A 16782-nucleotide genomic window follows, 5' to 3' on the forward strand; every position below is an offset into this window, starting at 1 on the left:
CCCTGAGCCCCGATCGGATCGTCCTTCAACCGATCCGGGCCTGGGTCTTCCGGACGGTCACCGGCTCAGCCAGACCCTGTTCGTCCACGACCCGCTGCAGGGTCGCGAGGGTTTCGTCGAGCCCATTCCCCCACCGCTCGCCGGGGGTGAAGGTCGCCGGCAGGTGGCGCATCCCGTTGATGACGCCGATGGTGTCGTAGTGCACCGTGCCCTCGGGGTCGCACCGGTAGTCCGGCATCCGGTCGAGCACCTGCACGAGCATCCGCTTGAACACCGTGCGCGCGACGTTCGAGCCGATGCACCGGTGGATGCCGATCCCGAAGCTGCTGTGCCGGTTGTTCTTCCGCGCGAGGTCGATCCGGTTCGGTTCCGGGAACACCTTGGCGTCCCGGTTGGCCATGGCCCACGACAACCAGAGCCGGTCGCCCTCCTTGAAGCGGGCTCCCTCGATCTCGCAGTCGGCCGAGATCGTCCGGCCGTCGCCCACCGCCGGGGTGTAGAAGCGCAGGAACTCCTCGGTCGCCGAGTTCAGCATGGCGCCCCGCTCGCGGCTCAGCTTCGCGCGCTCGTCCGGATTCTCCCCCAGCCACTCCAGGGCGTGCGCGGTGAGGGCCGTGGTGGTGTCGAAACCGCCGCCGATGATCAGGCCGATCGTACCGAGCAGTTCCTCGAACGGCGGGGTCTCCCCGTCGATCTTGAGCCGAGCGATCTCGTCGATCAGGCCCGGCCGCGGGTTCCGCTGGATCTCCAGGAAGCTGCCGACCAGATGCTGCCCCATCTCTCGGTGCAGCTCAGCGACCCGTGCCGCCTCGGGCGTGCCCGGCCGCGTGTACACCGCCGCGTGCACCGGCTCGTTGTAGATCTGCCAGTCCTCGAGGGGGATCCCCAGCATGCCGAGCGTGAGGACGGCCGGGACGATGTTGGCCAGTTCGTCGACGAAGTCGATGCGGCCTTCCTCGATCTTCTCGTCGAGGCAGGCGCGCACCAGTTCGTCGATCACCGGGACCCACCGGTCGATGGCGGCCGGCGACAGGTACGGGTTGAGCGCCTGCCGGTAGTACCGCTGGGTGGGCGGGTCCATCTCCAGGAAGCCGCCGACGCTTCCCGCACCCCGCTCGGGGGTGGGAATGGAGATGCCCTTGTAGCCGCGCCGCACACCCTTCACATCGTGGTCGTTCGACACGCGGTCGGCGGCTCGGGCGAGCTCGAACACCTCGCGGTTGCCCGCGGCGACCCAGTGGCCGTCATAGGTGTCCGACCACGCGATGGGGCATTTCCCATGCATTTCCTCGGTGATCGCCTCGAACTGCTCGCGATACTCCGGCGTGTGCCGGTCGAAATGGTATCGCGGCTTTTTCCGATCGCCGTCTCTGACGACGTCATCCGCACCCATGTTGCCTTTCTCCAATGCCGATCGAGGTTGGGTCGCCGCGGTGGGAGCCCGGCACGGCGCCGTCAAGAGGTGGAGATCGCTCGCTCCGGACACGAGTTGACGGCCTCGCTCACCTGAACCTCCTGGTCCGGCGGAACATCCTCGTGCACGACGGACGAATGACCGTCGATATCGCGGAGCTCGAAGATCTCCGGGGCGATCATCGCGCAGAGCGTATGCCCTTGGCACCGTTCCGAATCGACGCGCACCTTCACGCTGTCTCCTTCTGCCCGATTGTCGTCACGTATTGATCAGATGTGATAGTCGTGCCACTTCAGGTAACCGCCGGCGTCCACGCGCATCTGCATCCCGGTCACGAACCTGGATTCGTCCGAAGCGAGGAAGAGAACGGTGTCGCTGATGTCGCTCGCCTCGACGTAGGGGACGGGGAAGGCCTGCTGGACCGCGAACGCGGGCTCGGCGTCCGCGCGGGTCGGCGCCTCCAGGTCCGGGCGGAATGAGCGGTACATCGGCACGCTCTGCAGCATCGGGGTGTTGCAGTTGGTCGGGTGGACCACGTTGATCCGGATCTTCTGCGGCGCGAGGTTGCGCGCGAGCTCGTGCGCGTACTCCGACAGCGCCCGCTTGGTGAACGCGTAGCCGGTGCCGCCGGGATTCGATCCGGGATTCTGCACGGCGCCCATGTTCATCAGCGCCGCCGCCGACCCGGTCGCGATGATCGAGGCACCCTCGCCCAGGTGCGGCAGCGCGACCTGGATCGCGTTGATGGTGCCGACAAGGTTGACGTTGATGACGTCCGTCCAGGCCTGCAGAGGCGGCTGCCCGTGCAGCGGCGCGATGCCGGCCTGCGCGACCACGACGTCCAGCCGGCCGAGCTCGCGGACGCCCCGCTCCAGGGCCTCGCCCAGCTGCCCGGCGTCGCGCACGTCGGCCTGCGCCGTGACCACGCGCCGACCCGCCGCCTCGATCAGGCGGGCCGTCTCCTTGAGGTCGTCCGGCCCGGCGAGCTTGTAGCCGACCGTCTCGATGTCCTGGCAGATGTCGACCGCGATGACGTCGGCGCCCTCCTCGGCCAGCCGCACGGCGTGACTGCGCCCCTGTCCGCGCGCCGCGCCCGTCACGAACGCGACCTTCCCCTCGACACGTCCCATATGGCGTCGTCCCTTTCCTGCTATGCCGTCCGGTTCCGTCAACCGGCGGTGGAGCTTGTCATCCGGTCGCCGGCGGTGGCCGCCGCCAGCACTCCGGCCAGCGCGTCCAGGCCCTCGCCCAGCGCGCCCAACTCGGAGCCGTGCTCGGCGGCGACCCGCCGGACTACGTCCATGTCCTTGCCGAGGAACCCGCCCACCGCCGCGGCGAACGCCGTGACGGAGCCGCGCGCCGCCACGCCGGCCAGCGCGCGGCTCGCCGCGCTGCCGTGCTGAAGCGCCTCGATCAGGACGGTCTCGTCCACCCCGGACGTCGCGCCGAGGCGGACCGCGTCGGCCAGCAGCCCGATCTGGGCGCCGAAAAGCGCGTTGTTGAGCAGCTTCACCCGCTGGCCCGCGCCCAGCGCGCCCACGTGCAGGATCGGATCGCCGTAGCCGCGCAGTACGGGCCGGACCCGCTCCACGGCCTCCTCGGCGCCGCCCACGAAGAGGCAGATCCGCCCAGCGGCGATGTCGTGCGGACCACCGCTGACCGGGGCGTCGACCACCTGGACGCCGCGCGATGCGGCGCGGGCGGCGACGGCCTCGACGGTGTCCGGACTCCCGGTGGTGTGCACGACGACCACGGACCCGGTCCGCATCCGGGACATCAGCGGACCGTCGATGCACACGTCGCGGACCTGGTCATCGTCGAAGAGGCAGACCATGACGGCGTCCGCGTCCTCCCCGACGGCGGCGACGTCCGCGACGGGCCGCGCGCCGCCCTCCGCGAGCGCGGTGCGCGCCTCGGGAGTCCGGCCGAGCACCCGGGTCTCGTGGCCGGCCGCGACGAGGCGGCCCACCATCGGGCGGCCCATCCGGCCTGCTCCGACGTATCCGAGGCGCATGGCTGCTCCTATTCGCCAGGGCGTCGCACCCGCGCGACGTGGACGCCGACCCGAACGCGTTCCGTGGGGAGTTCCGGGTGATCGCGACACTAGCCATGCTCAACAGATTGAGCAATAGGTCATCTTGGTGAACGATAGTTCAATCTGTTGATCTGACACATGGAAGATGGAAGCCGGACGCGGGCGGCATGCCACGCGGCACCGCACCGAAACGCAGATCCGTCCAGAAGGAGCGCCGATGAGCGGAGCGAACGTGACCCCTTCGTCTTCGTCCGAGACCACCCCCGACGGCGTGCCCGGGAGCGCACCCGCCGTGACGTTGCGCGTCGGCTTCATCGGGCTGGGCAGCCAGGGGGCGCCGATGGCTCGTCGGATCGTCGACGCGGGGTTCCCGACGACGCTGTGGGCCCGCCGCCCCGCGTCCCTCGAACCGTTCGCCGGCACCGGCGCAAAGGTCGCCGGCTCCCCCGCCGAACTGGCCGCGGACTGCGACGTCGTCGGCGTCTGCGTGGTGGACGACGCGGGTGTCGAACAGGTCGTCGCCGGCGAGGCCGGAGTGCTGGCCCGGCTCGCGGCGGGCGGGGTGATCGTGGTGCACAGCACCGTCCACCCCGACACCTGCCGGCGCCTGGCCGAGGCGGCCGCCGCGTGCGGCGTCTCGGTCGTGGACGCGCCGGTCAGCGGTGGCGGCCCGGCGGCGGCCGAGGGGAGCCTGCTGCTGATGGCGGGCGGTGAGCCCGCCGCGGTCGAGCGCTGCCGGCCGGTGTTCGCGACCTACGCCGATCCGATCGTCCACCTCGGCCCGCTGGGATCCGGGCAGCTCACCAAGCTGCTCAACAACGTACTCTTCACGGCCAACCTCGCGACGGCGGCGGGTGCGCTCGCGCTGGGCCGCTCGCTCGGCGTCGACACGGCCCGCCTCGCGGAGGTCGTGTCCCACGGCAGCGGGGCGAGCTTCGCGCTCGGACGGGTCGCCGCGGCCGGCGGGACGCTCGACCCGCTGGCGTCCCGCGCGGGTGCTCTGCTCCAGAAGGACGCGCGGTTGCTGGCCGCCGTCGCCGAGGCGGCGGGCGTCCCCACCGGCCCGGTCATGTCGGCGGCCGACGACGCCCTGGAGCTCATGGACCATCGCAGGGGAGAGCCCGCCCGACCGTGAACGGAATTGACCTATTTCGGATGCGAGATTAATATTCTCGTACTTGGAGAGCGAGGTGCTGCACATGGGGGACACACCGCATGACGAGTCGGACCGCCGCCCCAAGGACGAACCGGACGGACGGCCGCCGCAGCGGGTCGTCCAGTGGGCCACCGGGAACATCGGCGCCCGGGCGCTGCGGGCCGTCATCGAGCACCCGGCCCTGACCTTGGCCGGAGCGTTTGTCCACACGCCGGCCAAGGTGGGCAAGGATTCCGGGGAGCTGTGCGGCTTGGACCCGACGGGCGTCACCACCACCGGGGACGTTGACGAGATCCTGGCGCTGGGGGCCGACTGCGTCCTCTACATGCCGCAGTCCTGCGACTTCGACACGGTGTGCCGGCTGCTGGAATCGGGGGCGAACGTCGTCACGACTCGCGGCGAGTTCCACCACCCGGGCAGTCTCGACCCCGACGTCCGCAAGCGGATCGAGGCGGCGTGCGAGCGAGGCGGCACCTCCGTCCACAGCACCGGTAGCAGCCCCGGTTTCATCACCGAGGCCGTTCCGCTGGTACTGACCTCGATCCAGCGCCGGCTCGACCGCCTCACGATCCACGAGTTCGCCGACCTCTCCCGGCGGGAGTCCCCCGCACTGCTGTTCGACATCATGGGCTTCGGCAATGCGCCCGCCGAGATGGACGAAGGCCGGCTCGCCCACGGGCGCGCCAGCTTCGGCCCGTCCCTGCGGTCGCTGGCCGAGGCGCTGTCGATGCCGCTCGACTCGCTGGAGGCCGACGGCGAGGTCGCGACCGCGCCGCACACGTTCCGCATCGCCGCCGGCGAGATCGAGGCCGGGACCGTGGCCGCCCAGCGCATCACGGTCTCCGGCATCCGGAACGGACGGGCCGTGCTGCGCTTCCGCGCGAGCTGGTACTGCACCACCGACCTCGAACCCGCCTGGGATGTCCGCGGCACCGGATGGCGCATCGCGGTGGAGGGCGACGCGCCACTGGACGTCGACCTGCGCTTCCCCGTGTCGCCGGACCGGATGGCCGAGACCACCCCCGGCTACACCGCCCACCGCGCCGTCAACGCCGTCCCCTACGTCTGCGCCGCGGAGCCCGGCATCCGCACGACCGCCGAGCTGCCGCAGATCGTGGGCATGCTCGGCTGAGCGCGCCGACCGAACGAAAGCTCCTCCGAGGAGCTGCTCCGCTTTTCGTTGACAGTGATCTCCGCCGTCAACTGGGCTTCTTGCTCCTGGTGCTGCAGCGGTGGGCCGGACGGTGGCCGCACAGCCCGCCCAAGCGCTCCGCGAGACCAAGCGGGTGGTCAACTACACCTGTCCGAAGCGCTGGACGGTGCGGTGTCGGCCGGTTCCGGTTTCGCCGCCGAGGCCGCCGCCATACGGTCGCCCGGGCATGAAAGCGCCTGCTCGCGCTTGGAGGACGGCCCGGTGACGCTGAGGACACGGTGCAGGGGGCGTCGGCACGCAGCGGTTCCTCGCTCCGAGTACCTACAGCGCATCGACGACGCACTGGAGCAACTGAACGCCCGACTCGGCGTCGGTGCGGGGCGGCGGCGCCGCGTCTCAGCCCCGGTCGGGGGCGAGGTCGGCGGCACGCCAGGCCATCGCCGTGATCGAAATCCCGGCCCGCCCGGGCGAGAGCACCCGGCGTCCCCGGCGCTCTCATCATCGGCAAGGCCGAGAACCCAGGCCGGCCAGCACACTGCCTCCTGGACCCGCAGCGGCAAGGCGCCGTGGCAGGCCGCCTTGACATGCTCCCGATGAGTAGCAGATTATTGAATCTGATTTCGATGTCAAGAGTTTGTGCGGGGCAGGAGAGTCCGATGGACCATATTCTGTACGAGGTGAAGGACCGGGTGGCGGTCATCACGCTGAACCGTCCCGAGGCCGCCAACGCCCAGACCATGGAACTGCTGGACGACCTCGACGCAGCATGGACCCGCGCCGCCGCCGACGACGACGTGCGGGTCATCGTGCTGCGCGGCAACGGCAGGCACTTCTCCGCCGGCCACGATCTCAAAGGCGGCGGCCCCGCCCCGGAGAAACTGACGCTCGAATACATCTACGACATCGAAGCGCGCCGGTACCTGGAGTACACACTGCGGTGGCGCAACGTCCCCAAGCCCTCCATCGCCGCAGTCCAGGGCAAGTGCATCGCCGGCGGGCTGATGTTGTGCTGGCCCTGCGACCTGATCGTCGCCGCCGACAACGCCGAGTTCTCCGACCCCGTCGTGCACATGGGCATCGGCGGCGTGGAATACCACGGCCACACCTGGGAACTCGGCCCCCGTAAGGCCAAGGAGATCCTGTTCACCGGCCGCCCCGTCACCGCCGAAGAGGCCGAGAAGGTCGGCATGGTCAACCGCGTCGTCCCCCTCGACGACCTCGACTCCGCCAGCATGGAACTGGCCGAGCAGATCGCCCGGATGCACCCCTTCGCACTCCGCCAGGCCAAACGCGCCGTCAACCAGACCCTCGACGTCCAGGGCTTCTACGCCGCCGTCCAGTCGGTCTTCGACATCCACGAAACCGGCCACGGCAACGCCCTCAGCCACAGCGGCCTCCCCGTCCTCATGCAGCTCGAAGGAATGAAGAAGAACCTCCGAGGCCAGTGAGCGCCCTTGCTGATTTCGACATCGCTTTCGGTTGAACGGTACGGGGAAGACATGAGGTTCGGAGTACAGCTCGGCGCCGTCAGTCCCCGGCTGTGGGGCGAGGTGGCCGGGGAGGCCGAGCGGCTGGGGTTCGAGTCGGTGTGGATCCCCGAGCACCTGGTCCTGCCGATCGATGTTGCGGGGAGCCCGCACCGGGGGTCGGACCATCCACCCCTGCCACCGGAGGTCCCGGTCTTCGACGCGTTCGGGGTGCTGTGCAACCTTGCCGCACGGACGTCCCGCATCACGCTCGGCACCTGCGTGTACAACATCGGGCTGCGGCACCCCTTCGTGACCGCGCGGGCGGCGGCGACGGTGGACGTCCTGTCCGGCGGGCGGCTGGCCTTCGGTGTCGGGGCCGGCTGGCTGCGGTCGGAATGGGAGGCGGTGGGGCTGGACTTCGACCGCCGCGGGGCACGGATGGACGAGGCCATCGCCGTGTGCCGCCGCCTGTGGGACGAGGCCGTGGTCGAGCACCATGGTGAGCACTTCGACTTCGGTCCCGTGGCGTTCGAGCCGAAGCCGCTGCAGCGTCCGGGGCCGCCGCTGCACATCGGCGGCGACGGGGCCGCGGCCCTGCGCCGGGCCGCCACCGTCGGCGCCGGCTGGATGCCGATGAACCACACCCTGGAGGAGCTCCCCCGCTCGCTGGCGCGGCTGGGCGAACTGGCCGAGCACGCGGGACGGACGGCCCCGATCGAGATCACGCTGCCCGGCGAGCGGATCACCCGGCCCGCGGATGTCGAGCCGTATGCCCGTGCCGGGGTGACGCGCCTGATCGTCGCGCCCTGGACCCGTTCCCGGGAGGCGCTGGAGGGGCTGCGCCGGTTCGCCGGCGACTTCCTCGGCTGACGGGCCGAGCCGCGCTCCCTAGCCGCTCCCGCCCTGGAAGGTCCTGGTCACGGCGATGCAGCTGAGGCGGCCGCCGTTACCCGAGTCCCGCAGCTCCACCCTCCCGAGACCGTCCCGCCGGACGGCGGTGGCGATGACGGGTCCCACGCGGGCGGGCTGGAGGTAGCGCAGGCCGAGCGAGCACAGCGTCTCGCCCTGCGCCGGCGACAGTGCCGCCTCCTCCGCGACCAGGGCGAGGAGACCGCCGTTGACGGTGCCCGAGGCGTTCAGACCGTCCTCGGTCCTGGGCAGGACGGCCACGCCGGGGCCGCGGCGCTCGCAGCCCGCGCGCTCGGCGAACGGAACGGCCAGGGGCTCCCGGGACGCCGGAAGCTCGACGCTGAAGCCTGGCGGGAGCCGGAGCCGGGCGTCCGGCGCCGTCATGAACGAGGCGTTCGCGATGGCCAGGGGCCCGCCGCCGGACGACGTGAACTCGACCTCGGCGGCGAAGACCGAGCGGCCGACCTTGACGACCCTGGCGGTCCCCTGGACGGTCCCGTCCCCGGGAGCCGGACGGTACAGCTGCACGTCGAGGTCCAGGGTCACCGGCACGCGGGGCGTCGTGACCTGGGTGGCCAGCAGGCCGGTCAGGGTGTCCGCCCACGCGGCCAGGATGGACGTCCGCAGGTGCGGGGTGCCCGGCACGCGCATCGCGGGGGTGACCGCCGCCGTACCGTGCAGCTCCCTGCCGGCCGTTCTGGTGGCGAAGCCGAGCTCGTCCAGCAGGTACTTCGGCGCCCGCGGCTCGTCGCTGACGGTCACATTCCCGCGCTCCTTCGATCAGAGGGTCATTCCAGTGCCGGGAGGACCTCGTCGGCGAAGAGCCGGACCGTCTCCGGTGCGCCGAAGTCGTGGAACTGGCAGACGAACAGCTCGGCTCCGGCGTCGCGCTGGCGCAGCAGCGCGGCGGCGACCTCGTCGGGGGTACCGGCGATGACGCCGCCCCACGCGCCGAAGCGGCGGTGGGTGGTCTCGACGACCTCGTCGCGCGCGGCCGAGGAGGGTGCCAGGCCGATCGGGTGCTGGACCGAGACCCGGGCACGGCCGGCCGACGGACGCAGCTCGGCGAGCCGGTCCGCGGCGGTCGACGGGCAGTTCCACCAGTCGGCCCGTCCGGCGACCAGCGGCATCGTGAGCTTCGGGCCGGAGCCGCCGATGTGGATCGGCACCCGGCCGGAGACGGGGCGGGGCAGGCAGACCGCGTCCTGGAGGGTCCAGTGCGCGCCGTCGAAGTCGACCGGCTCACCGGTCCACAGCAGGCGGACGAGGTCGATGGCCTCGGCGAGCCTGGCCGCGCGGGCCGGGGGCCCGGGGTCGGTGAATCCGTAGTCGGTGAGCTCCCCCGCCACCGACCCCCAGCCCAGGCCGAGTTCGAAGCGCCCCCCGGAGATCACGTCGAGGCTGGCGGCCATCTTCGCCAGGACCGCCGGGTGGCGGAACTCCGCGCACAGCACGAGGTGGCCGACGTGCAGCCGCTCGGTGCGCATGGCCACCGCCGTGGCGACCGTCCAGGCGTCGAGCATGCCGAGGTCGCGGCCGCGGGGAGGCGCGAGGTGGTCGATGAACCAGGCGGAATGGAAGCCTGCCTCCTCGGCCGCCCGCACGCGCCGTTCGATGGTCGCGAAATCCATCCTGACCTGCGGCAGGTAGAGACCGGCTTGGCCCGCTCCATCATCTGATCGCTCCGCCCGGCGAATCGGTCACACGGGGATGAGGCGGGAGAGGTTGCCGCCCATGATCTTGGCTTTGGCCTCGTCTCCGAGGTGGGCGAGGTCGTCGACGAAGGTGATCGGGTCGGCCTTGCCCTCCGGGTGCGGGAAGTCCGAGCCGAACAGGACCCGGTCGAACCCGATCAGGTCGGCCAGCGCGCCCATGTCGTCCTCGATGAACGGGCTCACGTGGATCAGCCGGCGCATCTGCTCCACCGGCTCCTCCTGGAAGCCGTGCGGCATCTTCTTGTAGGTGGTCGCGAGCTTCTCCAGCAGCGGCCGGACCCAGGACGCCCCGGTCTCGATGGTGGCGATCTTCAGCTCGGGGAAGCGGGACAGGCAGCCGTGGCAGATGAGCGACGCCACCGTGTCCTCGATCGCCCGCCACTGCCCGATCTCGCGGAAGGGTTGCAGCGTGAACGGCAGGTACTCGTTCTGCCGGCCCTCCCAGTCCGCCGTGTAGCGCTGATAGCCGCTGTCGGACGAGTGGAACGCCACCAGGACGCCGCTCGCCTCGACGATCTTCCAGAACGGATCGAACTCCGGCAGCGCGACCGAGCGGGGCCCGCGGATCCCGTACGCCGGGGCGGGACGGATGAGCACGACGCGTGCGCCGCGTTCCAGGCACCACTCCAGCTCCTTGATCGCCTCCTCGACGATCCCGAGCGTTATCACCGGGGCGGTGTAGATGCGGTCCCGGTAGTTGAAGGACCAGACCTCGTCCAGCCACTGGTTCAGCGCGTGCACCGCCGCGTGGGCCAGCTCGGGGACGTCCCGCATGCGCTCTTCCAGCAGGCTGGCCAGCGTCGGGAACATCAGGCTGCGCTGGACGCCCTGCTCGTCCATGAGCTCCAGCCGCGGACCCGGCTCCCGGAACGCGGGGATCGACTCCATCGGCTTGCCGACGATCTCCCGGTACGACTTGCCCTCGGGGTTCCCGTTCCTGAAGTAGTCCTCCTGGGCGCCGGGGCGGGCGACCTTCTCGAACGTGGGGTTCGGGATGTAGTCGCTGATCTGCCCGAGAATCGCGATCTTCGTCCGTCCCCGGACCCGCACGTACTCGATGGCGCCCTGGTACTCCTTCGGCAGGTACCGGGTGAAGGCGTCCTCGGTCTCGTACAGGTGGTTGTCCGCGTCGAACAGCGGAAACGGAAGCTCACGTGACGGCATTGGGTCACCCTTTCGGAATTCGGAGGGACGCCGGGCGTTCGGCCCGCGTCAGGCGCGGGGGGCGGAGGTGACCGGGTCGGCGACGCCGAGCCGGACGACCACCCGGTCCTGGTAGAAGGCGATGTGGTCGAGGAGGACGGCTACCTGGGGGTACGGCTCGGGGTACCCCCAAGCGACCGGCTCGGTGCCGTCCCGCAGCCGCCAGTACTTCGCCGTTCCCTTGAACGGGCACCGCGACGTGTGGTCGGAGGGCGCCAGGTGCTCGGTCCGCACGTCCGCCCGCGGCACGTAGACGACGATGCCGTGGTCCTGCTCGTCGACGACGAGCGCGGCCGCCGTCTCGGCGAGCGTGACGCCCTCGTGCGAGACCTGGACGAGGTTCCGCTTACGGCGCACGTCCACGCGGTAGTCCGGCCGTTCGACGTAGCCCGACGCTTCCATCCCTTGTCCCTCTTCAGTCACGGGCCCCTCCTCGGTCGAGCGCGTGCCGCAGCGAGCCGCCGCGCACCTGCTCCCGCAGCAGGAACTTCTGAATCTTGCCCGTGGCCGTGCGCGGGAAGTCGGTGACCAGATGCACCGACTCCGGCCACTTCTGCCGGGCGAGCCCGGCCTCGGTGAGATGGACCCGCACGTCGTCCAGCGACACCGGTCCCGCCGTGTCGTGCGGGCGTATCACCGCGCAGGCGTGCTCGCCCAGCCGCGGGTCGGGCTCGGCCACCACGCTGACCTCGGCGACCTGGTCCATGGTGAGCAGGAGCGACTCGATCTCCTGCGCGCTGATGTTCTCGCCGCCGCGGATGATCACGTCGGCGACGCGGTCGGTGATCGTGAGGAAGCCGTCGGCGTCCACCACGCCCATGTCGCCGGTGCGGTACCAGCCCTCGCCGGTGAACGCGCGGGCGGTCAGTTCCGGATCGGTGTAGCCGACGAAGCAGTCCGCGCCGCGCGTCAGGATCTCGCCGTCCTCGTCGAGGCGGAACTCGGCGCCCGGCAGCGCGCGGCCGTCGGTGCGCAGCCGCTTGGCGGCGGCGTCGTCCAGCAGGCTCGCCGTGACCGAAGGGTGCTCGGTGCTCCCGTAGGAGCGGTACACCGCGATGCCCTCGCCGGTCGCCCGCTCGGTGAACGCCTCCGGCACCGTCGAGCCGCCCAGCCCCATATACGGGATCAAGGCCAGGTGCTCGGGGGTGAAATCGGGGTGGTCGAGCAGGCTGGTCAGGAAGTAGGGCGGCCCGCCGGCGACGCCTAGCCCGTCCGCGGCCATCGTGCGCAGCACCTCGGCCGGGTCCCACCGGTCGATCAGGAGCACCGGCTCCGCCCGCAGCAGCGGCAGCAGGAACGCGTTGATCATCCCCATGAAGTGGCCGACCGGGGTACCGACGATCTGCGGCGGCCCGCCCTTGCCGTAGAAGTGGTCGGCCTGGCGCGCCTCCCAGCCGATCGTCTGGTGGCTGTGCACCACGCCCTTGGGATTGAGCGTCGTGCCGGAGGTGAACCCGACGACCGCCGGGGCGGTGGGGTCGACGGCCTCCGGCTCCGGGAGCGGGTCGGCGTCCAGCATCCGGGCGAACGGTGTCGCCGCCTGCGGCAGTTCCCGCTCCGGACGGTCGCTCACGACCAGCCACAGCGGCTCGATGTCCCGTCCGGCCAGCAGTTCGCCGTACTGCTCCAGATGATCGGTGCGGCCGAAGCGGTCGGGGGTGACGATCACGTCGGGCCGGACGACGTCGAGGATGTAGCCGACCTCCTTCGGGCCGTAGAAGTGCACCACGGGGACGACGACCGCCCCCACGTAGGTCGCGGCCCAGAACGCGATGGCGGCCTCTGCCCAGTTCGGCAACTGGAGCACGACGACCGACCCCGGGCCGACGCCCCGTACCCGCAACGCCCAGGCGAGCGAGCGGGCGGCGCGGTCGACGTCGGCGAGGGTGCCGTCGTAGGGGCGCGCTCCGGACCGCACGAGGAAGCGCGAGCGCGGGGCGCGGCGCAGGCCGGCGGCCACCATCGAGCCGAGGGATTCTCCGGTCCACCAGCCTTCGTCGCGGTAGCGCTGCGCGAGCTCGGCGGGAACCGGCCGGATGCTCCCGCTTTCGAGAGCAGAGCTTCGGATCACGGTGTCGCCTTCAGTGGTCGGTATCCTGGTCGGACGGACGCCGTCCGCCGGTGCTGACGATCCATATCAAAGTATATTTCGACGTCGAGGTCAATACCTGGAGGGCGGGACCGGCCGAGGCTCACAGCGTGGTGCCCGTCACCGAGCCGACGGTCAGCGGCCGAATCATCCCCTGCACCGCGTAGGAAGCGACAAGCCTGCCGTCTTCGCCGTAGACGCGCCCCTCGCCCTGCGTCATCCCGCGGCCGGTGTACACGACCTGGTTGGCGTAAAGCAGCCATTGGCTGACGTCGACGTCGGCGTGAAAGGCGACCGTGGCCTTCGAGATGCCGGTGGAGATCGTCTTGTGGGCCATCGCCTCGCTGTAGCCGGCGTGCGGACGCAGCGCGGAGGCGATCGTCCAGTGCGTCGTCGACTGCGTCATCAGCGCCGCGTGCAGGTACGCCTCCGGTGGCGCGTCGTCGAACCGGGTCCACACGTACAGCTCCGGCGGCCCGACCCGCCGGGGGTCGAAGTCGTAGGCGTCGTCGACGACGCGGATCTCCCGGCCCCCGACCAGCATCTCGGGGAAACCGAGCGGGCGCACCTCCTCCGGCGCCGGCACGTCGGGCATGGGCGCGGTCGAGCCGACCAGGTCCTCGACGTCCGCCCCCGCCAGGAGGAGGCCGGCGGCGCGCTGCCTTCCCGCCTGGACGACCCGCGCGTTGATCGTGGAGTAGGTCCGGCCCGCGTGCGGTACGTCCAACTCGAAAACGATCTCCTCATCGTGGCCGGCCGCCCGCGAGAAGATCATCGTCGCCGACGTGACGCGCTGGTGCGGGATCTCCCTGGACGCGGCGGCGACGGCGCCCCCGAGGAGCTGGCCGGCCTCCACCACGTTGCGCGCGGACGGCCCGTGGGCGGGAGCGGTGTAGCGCCCCGGCCCGGTCTGGCGCACGTCCATCAGCCTGAGCAGCTCGTCCTGGTCCCAGGGCCTGGCCCCGCCATCCGCGGCCGCATCGTCCCCGGCGGTCGGCACTCCAGGCTCCATCGCTCCCACTCCCGTCGCTCGCTGCGGCACTACCGGCAATCTATGTCCTGAAGCCACCCGTTGACAACGACGTCGAAATCATGTGTTCTCGACAACCACACCCCCGGTGGCGGAGAACGAGGAGGACAGACGTGCCGGACGGCGTTTCCGAGATCCTGCGCTTCGCCGAGGGCTGGGGCCGCCGGACGTACCCGGTGCCCTGGTCGCTCCGGGACACGATCACCTACGCCATCGCGACCGGCGCGGACGCGCACAACGGCCGGGACCTGGTCTGGGAGTCGGCGCCCGGTTTCCGGACACTGGCGACGTTCGCCACGCGCTTCGCGGGCGGAGCCCTCGTCGACTTCGCGGCGGGCACGCAGGATCTGGGGCTCCTGTCCTTCGCGCGCGCCTGCCGCGTCCGCGTCCACCGCCCGCTCCCCGCCGAGTGCGGTGACGCCGTCGCGTCAGCCACGCTCGGTGTCGCCGAACGCACCGGTGACCGGCTGGTGCTCCGGCTTGATGTGGAGACCTCCTCCCCCGACGGGCCGATCGCGGATTCGTCGCTCGACGTGCACTTCCGGCTTCCCGGGGCAAAGGCCACCCGGCGTCCGCCCTCGCCGGGGCGAGACGGCCTCGACGAGACGATCTGGACGGTCGAGGCGCGGGAGACCGTCCGCCCCTACCAGGCCGCGATCTTCCGCACGCTGCTCGGGCTGACGGCCGGCGGGCGGATGCGGGACGCGATGCACATCGATCCGGCCGAGTCGCGAAGGCGCGGGCTGTCCGCGCCGGCGCTGCCGGGCGAGGTCACGCTGGGCCTCGTCGCCCGCCTGGCGCGGCATAACTCCGCGCGGCTCGGCGTCGGCGAGCTTCGCGGGGTCGCGGTCTCGTACCTGAAGCCCGTGTCGGACGACGACCGCCTCGTCGTCGCGTTCGCCCCGGCCGGCGACGGCTCGGTGCGCACGAGGGCCGTCAACGGAGACGGCCGCGTCGCGCTGCGCGGCGAACTCCACTTCCACCCCGACTACCAGGAGGCATCGTGAAGCCTTCCTTCGAGGGCTCTCTTCCGCCTCTGGAGGAGCGCACCGTCCTGCACGTGCTGCGGGAGCGCGCCGAGCGGCACCCCGACCGGCCCGCGATCGCCGGGCCCGGCGTGGAACTGGGCTACGGCGCGCTTCTGGAGGAGGCCGCCGCGCTGGCCGGCGCCCTGCGCGCGTACGGCCTCCAGCCCGGCGACCGCGTGCTCCTGATGATGGACAACCACGTGGACGCGGTCGTGGCGTGGCTCGGGCTGACCTGCGCCGGGGCGGTGGAGGTACCGGTCAACACCGCGTTCGACGCGGGTTTCCTCGACCACGTCGTCGGCGACAGCGGTGCCGTCGCGGCCATCGCCGACACCCGCTACCTCCACCGGCTGGCGGCGGCCGACGGCGGGCGGCTGGACGGCCACGTCATCGCCCGCACCGCGGCGGAGACGGGGCGCGGCTGGTTCGACCTGCCCGCCGGTGAGCCGGTCGTCGCCGAGGCGCACCCGTGGGACATCGCGGCGATGTTCTACACCTCCGGGACGACGGGGCCGAGCAAGGGCGTGCTCCTCCCCCACGCCCAGGCCTACGGGTACGCCAGCCCGGTCTACATCGGGGCGGTCGGGCACAACGACACCAGCCATGTGTCGCTCCCGCTGTTCCATGTGGGCGGTCAGCTGTGGGGCGTCTACAACGCGCTCATCGCCGGGGCCCGCGCCTACATCAGCCCCCGGTTCACCGCTTCGGGTTTCTGGCGGGAGATCGCGGAGAGCGGCTCGACCTTCGCCATCCTGACCGGCGCCATGGCCCGGTTCCTGGAGGCGCAGCCGCCGAGCCCTCTCGACCGGAAGAGCGGCCTGCGCAAGGTCTGCCTGGCACCGCTCCCGGCCGACGCCGACGCTTTCTGCGAGCGGTTCGGCGTCACCTACTGCGCCGGCTACGGCAGCACCGAGGCCGCCACGCCGCTCGCCGCTCCACACGGAGTGTCGGGCGCCGGGGGCCTGGGCTGGGTGCGGCCGGGGTTCGACGCGCTGGTCGTGGACGAGCACGACGTCCCCGTACCTGACGGGCACATCGGTGAGCTGGTCGTCCGGCCGCACGAGCCGTGGACGATGTTCCAGGGCTACGCGGGACGCCCGGAGGCCACCGCGGAGGCATGGCGGAACTCCTACTTCCACACCGGGGACGCCGTCCGCAGGATGCCCGACGGCGAGTTCTTCCTCGTCGACCGCATCCGCGACAGCATCCGGCGGCGCGGCGAGAACATCTCCTCGGTCGAGGTCGAGGCGGAGGCGAACACGCACCCGCAGGTCACCGACGCGGCCGCGGTCGGGGTACCGAGCGAGCACAGCGAGGAGGAGGTCCTCCTGCTCGTGGTGCCCCATCCCGAGGGTCCTCCCGACCCGGCGGAGCTGTTCCGGCATCTGGCGGACCGGCTGCCGTACTTCGCAGTTCCCCGGTTCATCGCGTTCATCCCGGAGCTGCCGCGATCCGCGTCCAACAAGGTCAAGAAGGCAGAGCTGCGCGAGGCGGGCGCCCCGCCGGACGCGTGGGACGCCGAACTCAACGGGCTGCGCGCCACCCGGCGCGGCGTCATCGAGAACTGAAAGGCCCCGCACC

The 16782-nt window shown here is 71.4% G+C and carries 16 protein-coding genes; 6 read left to right on the forward strand and 10 right to left on the reverse strand.

Features of this window, described 5'->3' with window-relative positions:
* Positions 1 to 25: 25 nt before the first annotated feature.
* From E1281_RS04775 to E1281_RS04790, 4 genes are all read right to left on the reverse strand, one after another.
* Positions 26 to 1393 (reverse strand): cytochrome P450, encoded by a 1368-nt coding sequence (locus E1281_RS04775; RefSeq protein ID WP_131875902.1) that lies wholly within the window; start codon positions 1391 to 1393, stop codon positions 26 to 28.
* Positions 1394 to 1455: 62 nt separating this feature from the next.
* Positions 1456 to 1647 carry a ferredoxin gene (locus tag E1281_RS04780; RefSeq protein ID WP_131875903.1) on the reverse strand — a complete coding sequence of 64 codons (192 nt, stop codon included), beginning with the start codon at positions 1645 to 1647 and terminating at the stop codon, positions 1456 to 1458.
* Between the two features lie 36 nt (positions 1648 to 1683).
* Positions 1684 to 2544, reverse strand: a complete 861-nt coding sequence (locus E1281_RS04785; protein WP_131875904.1) for a mycofactocin-coupled SDR family oxidoreductase — start codon at positions 2542 to 2544, stop codon at positions 1684 to 1686.
* A 38-nt stretch (positions 2545 to 2582) separates the two neighbouring features.
* Positions 2583 to 3428: an NAD(P)-dependent oxidoreductase gene (locus E1281_RS04790; protein ID WP_131875905.1), complete on the reverse strand. Its 846-nt coding sequence runs from the start codon at positions 3426 to 3428 to the stop codon at positions 2583 to 2585.
* 238 nt (positions 3429 to 3666) lie between these two features.
* Between E1281_RS04790 and E1281_RS04795 the strand changes: the two genes are divergently transcribed.
* The 4 genes from E1281_RS04795 (at position 3667) to E1281_RS04810 (ending at position 8097) form a co-directional block, all read left to right on the forward strand.
* Complete coding sequence (locus tag E1281_RS04795) at positions 3667 to 4584, forward strand: NAD(P)-dependent oxidoreductase (protein ID WP_207943103.1); 918 nt, start codon at positions 3667 to 3669, stop codon at positions 4582 to 4584.
* A 64-nt stretch (positions 4585 to 4648) separates the two neighbouring features.
* Positions 4649 to 5737: a dihydrodipicolinate reductase gene (locus tag E1281_RS04800; protein ID WP_131875906.1), complete on the forward strand. Its 1089-nt coding sequence runs from the start codon at positions 4649 to 4651 to the stop codon at positions 5735 to 5737.
* 677 nt (positions 5738 to 6414) lie between these two features.
* The gene (locus E1281_RS04805; RefSeq protein ID WP_131875907.1) at positions 6415 to 7206 is read left to right on the forward strand and encodes an enoyl-CoA hydratase; all 792 of its coding nucleotides are present in this window, start codon (positions 6415 to 6417) and stop codon (positions 7204 to 7206) included.
* A gap of 51 nt (positions 7207 to 7257) precedes the next feature.
* The gene (locus E1281_RS04810; protein ID WP_131875908.1) at positions 7258 to 8097 is read left to right on the forward strand and encodes an LLM class F420-dependent oxidoreductase; all 840 of its coding nucleotides are present in this window, start codon (positions 7258 to 7260) and stop codon (positions 8095 to 8097) included.
* An 18-nt stretch (positions 8098 to 8115) separates the two neighbouring features.
* Here the strand turns inward: E1281_RS04810 and E1281_RS04815 are convergent, their stop codons facing one another.
* From E1281_RS04815 to E1281_RS04840, 6 genes are all read right to left on the reverse strand, one after another.
* A complete protein-coding gene (locus E1281_RS04815; RefSeq protein ID WP_207943104.1) occupies positions 8116 to 8898 on the reverse strand; it encodes a hotdog domain-containing protein in 783 nt (260 codons plus the stop codon).
* A gap of 26 nt (positions 8899 to 8924) precedes the next feature.
* Entirely contained in the window at positions 8925 to 9833 is a 909-nt protein-coding gene (locus E1281_RS04820; RefSeq protein WP_347813265.1) for an LLM class flavin-dependent oxidoreductase, read from the reverse strand.
* Between the two features lie 3 nt (positions 9834 to 9836).
* Positions 9837 to 11015, reverse strand: a complete 1179-nt coding sequence (locus tag E1281_RS04825; protein WP_131875910.1) for an amidohydrolase family protein — start codon at positions 11013 to 11015, stop codon at positions 9837 to 9839.
* Positions 11016 to 11063: 48 nt separating this feature from the next.
* The gene (locus E1281_RS04830) at positions 11064 to 11477 is read right to left on the reverse strand and encodes a DUF427 domain-containing protein (protein WP_207943105.1); all 414 of its coding nucleotides are present in this window, start codon (positions 11475 to 11477) and stop codon (positions 11064 to 11066) included.
* Positions 11470 to 13125, reverse strand: a complete 1656-nt coding sequence (locus E1281_RS04835; protein ID WP_207943106.1) for an AMP-binding protein — start codon at positions 13123 to 13125, stop codon at positions 11470 to 11472. The genes E1281_RS04830 and E1281_RS04835 overlap by 8 nt, the downstream gene beginning before the upstream one ends.
* A 121-nt stretch (positions 13126 to 13246) precedes the next feature.
* Positions 13247 to 14155 (reverse strand): acyl-CoA thioesterase domain-containing protein, encoded by a 909-nt coding sequence (locus tag E1281_RS04840; RefSeq protein ID WP_131875911.1) that lies wholly within the window; start codon positions 14153 to 14155, stop codon positions 13247 to 13249.
* 131 nt (positions 14156 to 14286) lie between these two features.
* On the opposite strand from E1281_RS04840, the gene E1281_RS04845 reads away from it, so the two are divergent.
* Positions 14287 to 15180 carry a MaoC family dehydratase gene (locus E1281_RS04845; protein ID WP_131875912.1) on the forward strand — a complete coding sequence of 298 codons (894 nt, stop codon included), beginning with the start codon at positions 14287 to 14289 and terminating at the stop codon, positions 15178 to 15180.
* Positions 15177 to 16769, forward strand: a complete 1593-nt coding sequence (locus tag E1281_RS04850) for an AMP-binding protein (RefSeq protein ID WP_131875913.1) — start codon at positions 15177 to 15179, stop codon at positions 16767 to 16769. Before E1281_RS04845 ends, E1281_RS04850 begins: the two co-directional genes overlap by 4 nt.
* Positions 16770 to 16782 lie beyond the last annotated feature (13 nt).

Origin of the sequence: Actinomadura sp. KC345 (assembly GCF_004348515.1) — a bacterium.
GTDB lineage: Bacteria > Actinomycetota > Actinomycetes > Streptosporangiales > Streptosporangiaceae > Spirillospora.

What these genes read in the sequence shown, in the direction of transcription:
- E1281_RS04775 (WP_131875902.1), bottom strand. Translation starts at nt 1,393, where the DNA reads ATGGGTGCGGATGACGTCGTCAGAGACGGCGATCGGAAAAAGCCGCGA.
- E1281_RS04785 (WP_131875904.1), bottom strand. Translation starts at nt 2,544, where the DNA reads ATGGGACGTGTCGAGGGGAAGGTCGCGTTCGTGACGGGCGCGGCGCGC.
- E1281_RS04790 (WP_131875905.1), bottom strand. Translation starts at nt 3,428, where the DNA reads ATGCGCCTCGGATACGTCGGAGCAGGCCGGATGGGCCGCCCGATGGTG.
- E1281_RS04795 (WP_207943103.1), top strand. Translation starts at nt 3,667, where the DNA reads ATGAGCGGAGCGAACGTGACCCCTTCGTCTTCGTCCGAGACCACCCCC.
- E1281_RS04800 (WP_131875906.1), top strand. Translation starts at nt 4,649, where the DNA reads ATGGGGGACACACCGCATGACGAGTCGGACCGCCGCCCCAAGGACGAA.
- E1281_RS04805 (WP_131875907.1), top strand. Translation starts at nt 6,415, where the DNA reads ATGGACCATATTCTGTACGAGGTGAAGGACCGGGTGGCGGTCATCACG.
- E1281_RS04810 (WP_131875908.1), top strand. Translation starts at nt 7,258, where the DNA reads ATGAGGTTCGGAGTACAGCTCGGCGCCGTCAGTCCCCGGCTGTGGGGC.
- E1281_RS04825 (WP_131875910.1), bottom strand. Translation starts at nt 11,015, where the DNA reads ATGCCGTCACGTGAGCTTCCGTTTCCGCTGTTCGACGCGGACAACCAC.
- E1281_RS04840 (WP_131875911.1), bottom strand. Translation starts at nt 14,155, where the DNA reads ATGGAGCCTGGAGTGCCGACCGCCGGGGACGATGCGGCCGCGGATGGC.